Origin of the sequence: Mucilaginibacter angelicae, assembly GCF_042434235.1 — a bacterium.
GTDB lineage: Bacteria > Bacteroidota > Bacteroidia > Sphingobacteriales > Sphingobacteriaceae > Mucilaginibacter > Mucilaginibacter angelicae.
In genome coordinates this window covers 24,670-35,797 of sequence record NZ_JBHLTS010000067.1, presented here as the reverse complement: position 1 = coordinate 35,797, position 11,128 = coordinate 24,670, and the positions used below count along the sequence as shown (strand labels likewise).

The window sequence follows — 11,128 nt, the reverse complement described above, 5'->3', positions numbered from 1 at the left end:
GATGAAGAAAAAATTTGTAGCCATTGCCTGCCTTGCTGCGGTTGTGGCAATAAGCCCGTCTTGTAAAAAAGACTTTTTAAATGAGAGCGATCCGAATGCCATTACGGTTGATGCCAGCTATAAATCGCCAAATGATGTGTTATTAGCTGTAAACGGCATATATCAATCGTTACGCAGCGGTAATAACGTTGGTGAAGGCAGCGACCTTTGGACGGATCAGCGTTCGGACGATACCGGTACACAGGATAACCAGTCGAACTCGGGCGAGCCGTTTCAGTTTGGTAACTTTTCAATATTGCCAAGTAACACTTACCTTAAAAGTCACTGGGTGTCATTGTATACTACAGTTAGTCGTGCTAATGTAGTTTTATCACATATTGACCAGGTTACCTTTCCTGATGCCAGTGTAAAACAAAAATATGCTGCTGAAGCAAAATTTTTACGCGCATTCACTTATTTTGAATTAGTACGTACCTGGGGCGATGTGCCTTTGGTAACTCAGCAATTATCATCGGCCGCCCAGGTTGCAGCGCAAACTACCCGTGTAAAACAAGCTGTTGTTTATCAGCAAATTGTTACCGACTTAACCGACGTTGTTAACAGCCCGCTTCCAAACCTGCAGGCTCCAACCGGTCGTGCGTCAAAAGCAGCGGCTAACTTTTTGTTAGGCCAGGTTTACCTTACAATGGCAACCACCCTTGATCAGGCTAACCGCACAGCTAATTTAAACAACGCTAAAACAGCTTTGATGGCTGCTTATAACATGCGTACTTTCGGTAATTTAAGTGCAATACCTTATACCGATGTTTTTGATGTTAGTAAGAAAACCACTTGCCCTGAGCTGATCTTCCAGATCGTAAACATCCAGGGTGATTTGAACTACAGTTCGTCAATAGCAGCCAATAACCAGGCTAAAGGCGAAACCATCAACTCGCAAAAAGTTGCTACCGGCGCTGGTTATAATGTTACTCATGATTTGATCAATGAGTACGAAACAACTGATCCACGAATGACCTTCTCTGTTAAATATGCTAATGACCCTATTGTAAAAGATTGGTTTGTTACCAAATTCAGAGATGTTAGCAATGCTGCTGGTATTAATGGTTACGGCGGTAACGACTGGATACTGATGCGTTACGCGGATGTGATCCTTTCATTGGCCGAAGTAAACAATTACCTTGGCGATGCTGCTACTGCTACAAGCTTTTTAGACCAGGTGCGCACACGTGCCGGTATGCCAACTTATGCGGTATCAATGACCAATAGTGATTATGCTACAAGGTACCCAACCCTTAAATTAGCTATTTTACACGAGCGCCGTGTTGAGCTTGCGTTTGAGCACCATCGCTGGTATGACTTATTGCGTACCTTTAATGACGCTGAATTGGTGGCTTATTTCCACGCTAAAAAACAAACCGACTTTGGTTTGGCTTCACTGGCAAACTTTACTACTAAAGACCGTTATTACCCAATTCCGTTTGACGAGTACAAGCTTGACCCTGTTAAGATGTACCAAAACCCGGGTTATTAATACCAATGTTACATAGAAAAGGAGGGGCCCGGCCCCTCCTTTTTTTATTTTATGCCATGAAAAATACGTTCATTATTCTATCTGTTTTTACCGCACTATTTACCAGCTTCAGGGTTTCTTCCCAAACAAAAAAGCCTGCCGAAACTGCTCCTGCAGAACTTGTAAATGTTTTTGTAGGTTCATCCGGCGATCATGGGCAAATGTCGCCCGCGGCATCGTATCCTTTCAGTATGCTGAGTATCGGGCCTCAAACTTACCCTAACCTGCACATGGGGTACGAGCATAAAGCTAAAGTGTTTTTGGGTTTTACGCATAACCGTTTTGAAGGGGTAGGTTGCCAGGGCAGCGGCGGCAATATTTTAATCAAGCCTTTTTTGGGCGATGATGAAAAAGCTTCCATCCTGAACAAAGTAACAGAACATGCCGGACCGGGATTTTACCAGGTAGCTTTCAGTAACCACATAGCAGCCAAAATAGCTGTGTATCAAAACGCGGGTGTTGAAAGCTATAGTTTCCCGCAGGGTAAAAAAGGTTTCTTTATTGATTTAAGCCACACCCTTGCCAACCGTTTTGTTGCCGAAGAGCATGAGCTTGGCAACAATGAAATAACCGGCTGGATCGACTCCCGCACCACCTGCAACGTGGGTACTTACCGGGTTTACTACTGTATTAAATTTAACCAGCCGGTAACTTTTGTTCCGGGTAATGAACATAAACTAACAGCCAATGTTGATGCCGGACAGGTACAGCTGAGTGTTGCTGTTTCATCGGTTGATGTTGCCCATGCCAAAGCTTCGGTTAAAACAACCGGTTTTGAGCAAATGAAGGCACAAAGCATCGGGGGCTGGAACAAAGTATTAAGCCGCGTTAAAGTAAAGGGCAACCCCGAACGCGAAAAGCTTTTTTATTCGATGCTCTACCGTACGGTGCAGTCGCCCTATGTGGTTTCTGAAACCGATGGCAGTTACCGTGCTGCAGATGGCAGTTTGCAAACTACAAAAGATAGCGTTTACAACGGCTGGGCCATCTGGGATAATTACCGTACCCAGCTGCCTTTGCTTTCTATCCTTTATCCTGATAAATATAAGTCGATCACAACTTCGCTTACTAATCTTTATCAATACGGCAAAAAGGATTATGCTACCAAACACGAGCCATCAAACACTGTACGTACCGAGCATGCTATTGTAGTATTGCTTGATGCGTACCGTAAGGGTTATAAAGTTGACTTTGGTAAAGTGATTGATTCGCTTAAGGCAGAGGTTGACAGGCTTGATTTTTCGCACCCGGATAAAGCGCTCGAATCAAGTTATGACTGCTGGGCTTTGTCGCAGATCATGGCTATAAACGGCAATCAGGAATTAAGCGAAAAGTACAAGCAAAAAGCTTTGGGTTACAAGGAGTACTGGAACAAGGATTTTAAGGATATAACCAAAAATGATGTCGATCGTATCCCTGCCCGCGGCCTTTACCAGGGTACAGTATGGCAATACCGCTGGTTTGTGCCTTTTGATATTAAAGGTTTGATCGGACTTATAGGTGGTCAAAAAGAGTACATCAGCCAGCTCGACCGCTTTTTTGATAACGATTATTATAACCACGCTAACGAACCTGATATCCAGGCTCCGCTGATGTATAATGCATCCGCACAACCCTGGAAATCGCAGGCTGCTGTACACAAATACGCTGCCGATACCGTAGTGCAATATTATTTTAATGATAATAGCCGTGGCATTGATCCTTTTGTTGGCGTTATTTACCAGAACAAGCCCGATACCTACGTGCGCACCATGGATGATGATGCCGGTGCTATGTCGGCATGGTTTGTTTTTGCGGCTACCGGTATTTCACCTGCTTGTGTGGGCTGGCCTGTTTATTACCTCAATGTACCATTGTTTAAGCAGGTGCAGTTTAGCTGGCCGGGAGGTAAAAGCTTTACTATCAATGTAACAAACTATGCTGAAGGCCGGAAATTTATCCAGTCGGTAGTATTGAATGGTATAAAGTTGAACCGCAACTGGCTTACCCACCAGGAAATTATGCAGGGAGGCACGTTGGTTATTACCGCTGCTGATAAGCCTAATGAGCAATTTGGGGTAAGTGATCAGTGGGTATCGGATGTGGAGATGAAGTAATGAAATAACAGCCACTCGTTAGGGTCTGCAGATTTTGATGATGGAGCTATATTAAAAACCATGTCATTGCGAGGAGCGGTATGGGGTAAAGCGTCAGGAGCGACGTGGCAATCTCGTTGCTCTACAGGGCGCACATGCATTGGCTACGAGATTGCCACGCTACGCTCGCAATGACATGGGGTTTTATTTTGGAAGCATTATTTTTTGTCAATTTAATCCCTGTGGATAGGTCGAGCGGTGGCGTATATATAATTTAACTAACCCAAACATATGAAACTAAAACTATTAATCCTGGCCTCAACCATTTCCCTGTCGGTGAGTGCCCAAAATAAAATCCAGGTAACTGCTCATCGCGGCGATTGGCGCAATGCCCCCGAAAATTCATTAAGAGCTTTTCAATACGCGGCTCAAATGGGTGTTGATATCGTTGAGCTCGACCTGAAGAAAACTAAAGATGGCGTAGTAGTGATCATGCATGATGGAACTATAGATCGCACAACCAACGGCAAAGGCAAACCTGCTGATTACACTTTTGATGAGATCAGGAAATTTGGCCTGAGGAATGGTATCGGGCGAGTAACCCAAAATCAGATTCCTACGCTTAAAGAGGTAATGCTGGCCCTGAAAGGCACAGGCGTAAAGGTTAATCTTGATAAAAGCTACGATTACTATCCCGAAGCCTTCGCGGTGCTAAAAGAAACAGGCACAATTAAGCAGGCTATTTTTAAATCGGAAGTGCCTTATGCTGATCTTAAAGCCCGCTATTCAAATCTTATAGATAGCATTATTTATATGCCTGTGGTTAACCTTGATAAGCCGGAAGCAAAACAGGTGATTGTTGATTACCTTAAAAATATGAAGCCTTATGCCTTTGAGCTCATCTTTACTAAAGATACTTCTGCAGTGTTAAAGGATAATAAATTTATTACCCAAACAGGATCAAAAGTATGGATCAACTCGCTTTGGGCTTCGCTTAATGGCGGACACGATGATGATACGGCTGTAGAAGATGATAACAAAAAAGACAGCTGGGACTGGATCATAGCCCACGGTGCTACCATCATCCAAACAGACCGGCCGCTATTAATGCTGGAGTATTTGCGCAAAAAGCATCTGCATAAATAATTGAAACATTATTTTGATGAAATTAACTGTCATGCTGAATTTGCGCAGCATGACAGTTGGTTTTTATTCTTCATTCTCCATAATCTTTGCACCAACCTTACCGGCTTGTTTCAGCAAAAATGCAGGTGCCAGCCTGCTCATGATCTTTATCATTTTGGCCAGGCCGGGGTAAATCTCAAAATTATCATTTTCTAATCCTTTAATAGCTGTATCTATCAGTTTGCCCGGGTCCATCATCATTTTTGGATCGAAACCATCAACGTTCATAAATTGATCGTTCAATGGCGTGCTTGATCCTGGTGCCACCAGTTCAAATACTTTTACACCAGTGTTTTTTAACTGTACCCTGAGCGATTTGGTGTAAGAACGTAACCCCGATTTAGTGGCTCCATAAATTGGCGAAATAGGGAATGGCATTAATGCAATGCCCGATGTTACATTGAGGATAGCAGCATTGCTTTGTTTTTTAAGATGAGGCAAAAATTGCTGTACCATACGGATAGGCCCCATCAGGTTAATCTCCACTTCACGGGTGATATCAGTAAGGTTAGTCGATGGATCATTTAAGCTGATTGTCCGCATTTCGCCGGCATTGTTAATGAGCATATTGAGTGTGGGAAATTGTGTGGTTACATCAGTATAAAGCTGTATGATAGCTTCGGGATCGCTTACGTCGCTTTGAAAAGTATGGATGCCGGGTAGTTTTTCCCGCATCTCATTTAGCTTGGCTAAGTTGCGGCCGGTTATTATTACGGTGTTGCCTAATGTCAATAGCTTTGAGGCGAATTCATAACCCAGGCCGCTTGTGCCGCCGGTTATTAATATAGTGTTGTTTTGCAGTTTCATTGTTTTAAGTTATAGCCGTAAAGGTAGGGGCCACTAAGGCGGATGGTTTACGCATTTCAATCTATCATTTATCAAATTCAAACAATGGTGTTGTTTTACAATGCAATGATGGGTGTTTATTTGTTTTTAAGGCTTTGATTACTAAACGGTTTTGGATGTATCGCATTGACAGCTATTTATCATATTCAATAATCCGGCTATATTATTTTCGTTTTATAATTAGCTTTGTTAACAGGGGTAAGCATATGAAAACAATAACTGTCGAGGATTTTTATAAAAATGCGGCCGAGCTCACACAAAGCACTGTCGAATCGTTGTTGCCTGAAGGCATTAACAAGGAGATAGGGCATTTTAATGTATTTAGCCTTGCTGATATCATAGCTAAAATAAAAAATGACCCATCACATGTACCTTACAATCGTAGATTGTATTATAAGATAAACCTGGTGAGGGGGCGAAATATTGCCGAATATGCAGATAAGGTAATTAATATCGAAAAGAACGCATTAGTGTTTGGTACTCCCAAAATTCCTTACAGCTGGAAACCACAGGATATGGATCAGTCAGGGTATTTCTGCATTTTTACCGATGATTTTTTAGTACAATCGAAAAGTGGCGTGGTACTGGATGCATTACCTATTTTTAGTCCGGGAGGTTGCCCTGTATTTATGCTTACCGATGAACAGGCCGACGAGCTCACCCTCATTTTTAAAAAGATGCAGCAGGAAATAGCATCCGACTACCTGTATAAGTATGATCTGATCAGGAATTATGTGCTGGAGATGATCCACTACGGTCAAAAATTGCAGCCCTTTACCAATTACAGCAATAACCATAATGCATCAACAAGGGTATCGTCGCTGTTTATTGAGCTGCTGGAAAGACAATTCCCGATAGCATCGCCCGATCAAAAGATCATCCTGCGTACGGCAAAAGATTATGCCGACAGGCTTGCCGTTCATAGTAACCACCTCAATAAGGTATTAAAAGAAAGCACCGGAAAAACCACCACCGAGCATATAGCCGGCCGGCTTATACAGGAGGCCCGCATCCTGCTCCGGCAAACCGACTGGAATATTTCAGAGATAGCCTATAGCCTGGGCTTTGAGCAATTATCGCACTTTTCCAACTTCTTTAAAAAGCAAACATCGCTATCGCCGGTTGAGGTTAGGAATTTGGTGGGGTGAGGGGGAAATATTAACTGTTTCTTTGAAGTTTCATCTGCTAATTTTCTTACATTTAAATATGGCAACACTTAAGCTTCAAGTTCCAAATAATCTTAATGAAGAGGAGCAAGATGAAATTGTACAGTTTATTGCTTCTAAGTTGTATGAAGATGGCAGGTTATCCTTAGGACAAGCGGCTGAAATGTGCTCTATGAAAAAGTGGGATTTTCCAGCTGTTTTAGTTAAATATAACGTAAGTTATTTTAGATATACGGTTGAGGATGTAATTGCTGAGTTTGAAAGAATAAAAGACTGGCGTTGAAGATTTATGATTATGGACGTCTAAAATATCTTCTAATACGCTCACAGGATTATCTACAAATCATCATCCTGCGTTAACAGAAAAAGCTTGTTGTAATTAACGATGCTGATTTTTTTGCCATTGGTACTGATCAGTTTTTCTTGCAATAATTCGTTAACCACCCTGAAAACGGTTTCGTAAGTAGCGCCAGCGTATGAGGCCAGGTCCTGCCGGGTAAGCTCCACATCAATATGTCCATCGGGATTTGTGCCAAACTGATCTTGCAGACTTATAAGCGCCTGGGCTACACGGCCCTTTACCGGCATGTGTGCAAGGTTGCGCATTTTACGTTCGGCTTCCTGCAATTCATCGGCAAAAAATAACATTAACTGGTAGGTGAACTGAGGGTTTACTTTTAAAGTAGCCTCAAAAAACTCCATGTCAATAAAGCATATGATACCGGCTTCCAAAGCTGTGGCCGAAATAGGGTAGTGGGTAGCATGTTTTCCCAGTACACGATGACCAAAAATAGCGCCCTTATTGGCAAAGCGAATGATGAGCTCCTTATCTGCTCCCCACTTTTTATGAACTTTTACATTGCCTTCATAAACAAAGTAAATTCCCTTCACCGGATCACCTTCACTGAAAATAACCTGTCCTTTTTTTACGCTGAAGTTTTTTTTGTTGGCCGCTATTGCCGGCAGCCATTCTTTTATACAGCCTTTACATAAAAAACAGGTTTCATTATCGCACTGGATATTTCTTTTCATTCAAATCTTTGTCAGTCAGTCAATGTTTGTTGTAAAAATATCAATGAAAATTGTATTTGTTGTTAAAATATTGAATTTTTATAATAAATTTTTACTGATTATTGATTTTAGGCATGTTTTAATTGATTGAAAAATGATTTTATTGAAATTTAAAGTTTGTAGTTTGATTTTTTTTACTGCTTAAATGTATCTGTCGTGAGTTTTTTTGTTTTTATTTAAAAAATAGGATACTATCTGTCAAATCAGGATATGCTTCAGTGAAAAACTGAGTTGTTGTATTGTTTTAGTGCTTATATTATCCCATTTTTTACTGCAAACATCACCAGTCCCGCGGTATTACGCACGCCCACTTTGTCTATCAGGCGCTGCCTGATCCCTTCAACCGAACGTGGACTAAGAAAAAGTTGTTTACCCATTTCGTTAGCTGTTTTTTCGGCACAGATCAATTTCAACACATCCTGTTCGCGTTCGGTAAGTTCAACTCCTTCTTTAAAGGATGGTTTGATATTACCCTTTATTACCAATTTCTTTAACAGGGCGTTACTTACAATATTGTTAAAGTAATAACCGGTTTCGTGTACTGAGTATATCGCTTTCCTGATCTCTTCGGCTTCAGCGTTTTTTAGCAGGTAGCCATTTGCGCCAATCTCCATTAAATGGATCACAAACTTTTCGTCATCATACATGGTTACAACTAAAATTTTCATATCAGGATATTTCTTTTTTATGAATTTGGTAGCTTCCATGCCATCCATAACAGGCATTTTAAGGTCCATGATAATCACATCGGGCATATTGGTTTCTATGCCCATTATTAGGTCTTCACCATCTGCAGCTTCAAGCATTACTTCCAGGTTCTCATCCTGGGTAAGGCCAATTTTCAGGCCGTCCCTGTATATGGTGTAGTCATCGGCTATGGCAATTTTTATAGGTTTCATCGCCTTATTTTTGATTGTTATAATAGTTAAATAGTAGTTGTCCGCGGGATATTGATGGTAATGTAATATCCCTCAGGTTTGTAATTAAACGATACCTCGCCTTTAAGCAAAATAATGCGGGTTTGGATCGCTTTCAATCCCAGGCCATTCTTGTTAAATTTCAGTTCTTCATATTGGGCGTGGCTTAATCCCTTTCCGTTATGAAAAATGCTGAGGCTTAAAGCATCCTGGTTATAAACTGATGTAATGTGTATTTTTTGAGGCCGGGCATGTTTAAGTATATTGTTCATTAACTCCTGCACCATACGGTATATACTGATATCATTTTCATTGGTTTGGGCGGTGTATGAATCATCCAGATCGGTTGTGATAAATATGAGGTCGTTATTGGTGATTTTTTCGGAAAAATGCCTGATGGCCTCATTTAATCCAAACTCTTTCAGAATGCTTGAATGCAGGTTATGCGATATACCGCGTACCTGTTTAATGGCCATGTCAAGCAGTTCCTGTCCTTTTTCATACCTCGGCTCATTGTTTTTATCAATAACGTTGATCTTTACTCCCTGTAAATGCAGTTTTGATGCCGATAAAATAGCACCTACCTCGTCATGCAGCTCTTCGGCAATACGGTGCCGTTCTGTTTCTTCACTGCGTACAGCCGCTTCAATTAACTGGTTTTGCTGGGTTTGATGCAGTTTTTGTATTTTTTGCTGGTACTGGTATTTCTTACGCTGAAAAAATATGAAAATGAGCAATATGCTTGCAAACAAGGAAAGCATAACCGCGATGCCCATAAAGAGCAGAAGCCTGATATCGTCATTCGTTTGTTTCATATAACCCTTTCGCTATAAATACACATAAAATGGTATACGTGAAATTGTGAATGTTCCACAGGTTTATGGCAAAATAGTGCAAACGTATCGTGAGTTCATTGTACAGCAAAAAAATGAAAAAATTTACCGTGTAGTAAATGCCCAGGCCGGTAACAATCCAAAAGTCGGGCTGTTTTTTGCCTGGTTCTTCATCTTCGGTTATTTTAAACAGGTAATACTGCATACAATAAAACATCATAATTACCGCCTCAAATGATAGCAGCCTGCTGCTCAATTGCCCGTAATCAAAAAAGTTTTGATAAAGGCCGAAATTAATCAGCACAAACCCTAAAAAAATATACGGCGCTACCCTTTTTGTTTTGGACAGAAACTGTTGGTTTAGCTTTATAAAAAATGAGCTGAACAATAGCAGCCTGATTATGGAATGTACATTATACAAATAATTATTGGTGTTATATGGACGCGGCAATACCGTTTTTAGTTTCCATATTACATCAATAATTACATTAATTGCCAATGCGGCCCATAAATAAGTAATAACAGGTTTATTAAAAGCCGGCTGTTTTTTCTTTAAACAGAGAATGGCCAAAGGAATGAGCAGTGCCCAAACCTCCGACCAGTCAGATATGCCTTTAATTAGCTGTTCCACTTTGCAACAGTTTTTTAACGCTATTACATTTTTGCCGGAGGTGATGGATTGGAATCGATATCCTGCGTATCAGCATCGGCATAATTAATAAGCTTATCATTTTTTACCAGGCCTATGGCATACACCAGGTGCTGGTTTGAGGCCAGGATTTTGGGGGTGAAAACCAGGTAATCGTAATCGCGTTTCTTGCCGCTATCGGTAGATATTACAGCTATTATTGCTTTTTTGGTTAGGTAAGTATTGCCTAAAACTACCGGGCCGGTTAAATTAACCAGGGTGTCTTTTGCAATAGCCAGTGTATCGGGGTGCAGCGGGTTAAGGTAGTTCCCGGCAGTATCAAGAATGTATGATACAAGCTGGTATGGCTTTTTAACATCATCAACCTGGGGGCTGTAAAACTGAAAAATGAAGCTATCGGTTGTTGACGAGTCGAGCCAGTGGTTAACCTGGGCAGCCGTGTACTTTACCTGTGCAAATTTGGTAGCCTGCTTGCATGATGTCATAGCAAAAAACAAGCAGATAGCGGTTGCAGCGGCAATAGGCCTAAATAAGTTAAGGGGTTGTTTTTTCATGATATTATAGGTTTAATATGTAGGTAATATAGTTGTATTATTTGTATTTTATGTTGGTAATAATAAATTATATAAGTGAGAAATTATTTATACTACTGTGAAAAAATTTCTCACTGATTATTTATTGTTGACTTCTGTTTTTGGTGATTTTCTTATAGCGCAAAGTTAGTATGTGTGAAATTGTGTGAAAGGGTGTTTTTATGGTTTGTATGCGTATAAATACTTATTTTTTTTATTCGGTATTTATTCTCTAATAAGGCGG

General features: G+C 40.8%; 11 protein-coding genes. 5 read left to right on the top strand and 6 right to left on the bottom strand.

Going from position 1 to position 11,128, the window contains the following annotated elements:
* Window position 1 precedes the first annotated feature (1 nt).
* From ACFFGT_RS21455 to ACFFGT_RS21445, 3 genes are all read left to right on the top strand, one after another.
* Window positions 2-1,531 carry a RagB/SusD family nutrient uptake outer membrane protein gene (locus ACFFGT_RS21455; RefSeq protein WP_377024562.1) on the top strand — a complete coding sequence of 510 codons (1,530 nt, stop codon included), beginning with the start codon at window positions 2-4 and terminating at the stop codon, window positions 1,529-1,531.
* 56 nt (window positions 1,532-1,587) lie between these two features.
* Window positions 1,588-3,666, top strand: a complete 2,079-nt coding sequence (locus ACFFGT_RS21450) for a glycoside hydrolase domain-containing protein (RefSeq protein WP_377024561.1) — start codon at window positions 1,588-1,590, stop codon at window positions 3,664-3,666.
* A gap of 270 nt (window positions 3,667-3,936) precedes the next feature.
* Entirely contained in the window at window positions 3,937-4,791 is an 855-nt protein-coding gene (locus tag ACFFGT_RS21445) for a glycerophosphodiester phosphodiesterase family protein (RefSeq protein ID WP_377024560.1), read from the top strand.
* A 63-nt stretch (window positions 4,792-4,854) separates the two neighbouring features.
* On the opposite strand, the gene ACFFGT_RS21440 is transcribed toward ACFFGT_RS21445, so the two are convergent.
* Complete coding sequence (locus ACFFGT_RS21440; protein ID WP_377024559.1) at window positions 4,855-5,637, bottom strand: SDR family oxidoreductase; 783 nt, start codon at window positions 5,635-5,637, stop codon at window positions 4,855-4,857.
* A 245-nt stretch (window positions 5,638-5,882) separates the two neighbouring features.
* On the opposite strand from ACFFGT_RS21440, the gene ACFFGT_RS21435 reads away from it, so the two are divergent.
* A complete protein-coding gene (locus ACFFGT_RS21435) occupies window positions 5,883-6,824 on the top strand; it encodes a helix-turn-helix domain-containing protein (RefSeq protein ID WP_377024558.1) in 942 nt (313 codons plus the stop codon).
* A gap of 58 nt (window positions 6,825-6,882) precedes the next feature.
* On the top strand, window positions 6,883-7,125 hold the full coding sequence (locus ACFFGT_RS21430; protein WP_377024557.1) for a UPF0175 family protein: 243 nt from the start codon (window positions 6,883-6,885) through the stop codon (window positions 7,123-7,125).
* A 53-nt stretch (window positions 7,126-7,178) separates the two neighbouring features.
* Here ACFFGT_RS21430 and ACFFGT_RS21425 read toward each other — a convergent pair whose 3' ends face one another.
* The 5 genes from ACFFGT_RS21425 to ACFFGT_RS21405 all read right to left on the bottom strand — a co-directional run bounded on the left by ACFFGT_RS21425 (window position 7,179) and on the right by ACFFGT_RS21405 (window position 10,866).
* A complete protein-coding gene (locus ACFFGT_RS21425; RefSeq protein ID WP_377024556.1) occupies window positions 7,179-7,874 on the bottom strand; it encodes a Crp/Fnr family transcriptional regulator in 696 nt (231 codons plus the stop codon).
* A gap of 290 nt (window positions 7,875-8,164) precedes the next feature.
* Window positions 8,165-8,812: a response regulator gene (locus ACFFGT_RS21420; protein WP_377024555.1), complete on the bottom strand. Its 648-nt coding sequence runs from the start codon at window positions 8,810-8,812 to the stop codon at window positions 8,165-8,167.
* A 26-nt stretch (window positions 8,813-8,838) separates the two neighbouring features.
* The gene (locus tag ACFFGT_RS21415; protein WP_377024554.1) at window positions 8,839-9,645 is read right to left on the bottom strand and encodes a sensor histidine kinase; all 807 of its coding nucleotides are present in this window, start codon (window positions 9,643-9,645) and stop codon (window positions 8,839-8,841) included.
* Window positions 9,629-10,294, bottom strand: a complete 666-nt coding sequence (locus tag ACFFGT_RS21410) for a hypothetical protein (protein WP_377024553.1) — start codon at window positions 10,292-10,294, stop codon at window positions 9,629-9,631. The genes ACFFGT_RS21415 and ACFFGT_RS21410 overlap by 17 nt, the downstream gene beginning before the upstream one ends.
* Before the next feature lie 23 nt (window positions 10,295-10,317).
* A complete protein-coding gene (locus tag ACFFGT_RS21405; protein WP_377024552.1) occupies window positions 10,318-10,866 on the bottom strand; it encodes a hypothetical protein in 549 nt (182 codons plus the stop codon).
* Between the last annotated feature and the right edge of the window lie 262 nt (window positions 10,867-11,128).

Coding starts and splice junctions, on each gene's coding strand:
- ACFFGT_RS21455 (WP_377024562.1), top strand. CDS start 2: ATGAAGAAAAAATTTGTAGCCATTGCCTGCCTTGCTGCGGTTGTGGCA.
- ACFFGT_RS21405 (WP_377024552.1), bottom strand. CDS start 10,866: ATGAAAAAACAACCCCTTAACTTATTTAGGCCTATTGCCGCTGCAACC.
- ACFFGT_RS21440 (WP_377024559.1), bottom strand. CDS start 5,637: ATGAAACTGCAAAACAACACTATATTAATAACCGGCGGCACAAGCGGC.
- ACFFGT_RS21445 (WP_377024560.1), top strand. CDS start 3,937: ATGAAACTAAAACTATTAATCCTGGCCTCAACCATTTCCCTGTCGGTG.
- ACFFGT_RS21430 (WP_377024557.1), top strand. CDS start 6,883: ATGGCAACACTTAAGCTTCAAGTTCCAAATAATCTTAATGAAGAGGAG.
- ACFFGT_RS21420 (WP_377024555.1), bottom strand. CDS start 8,812: ATGAAACCTATAAAAATTGCCATAGCCGATGACTACACCATATACAGG.
- ACFFGT_RS21425 (WP_377024556.1), bottom strand. CDS start 7,874: ATGAAAAGAAATATCCAGTGCGATAATGAAACCTGTTTTTTATGTAAA.
- ACFFGT_RS21450 (WP_377024561.1), top strand. CDS start 1,588: ATGAAAAATACGTTCATTATTCTATCTGTTTTTACCGCACTATTTACC.
- ACFFGT_RS21435 (WP_377024558.1), top strand. CDS start 5,883: ATGAAAACAATAACTGTCGAGGATTTTTATAAAAATGCGGCCGAGCTC.
- ACFFGT_RS21415 (WP_377024554.1), bottom strand. CDS start 9,645: ATGAAACAAACGAATGACGATATCAGGCTTCTGCTCTTTATGGGCATC.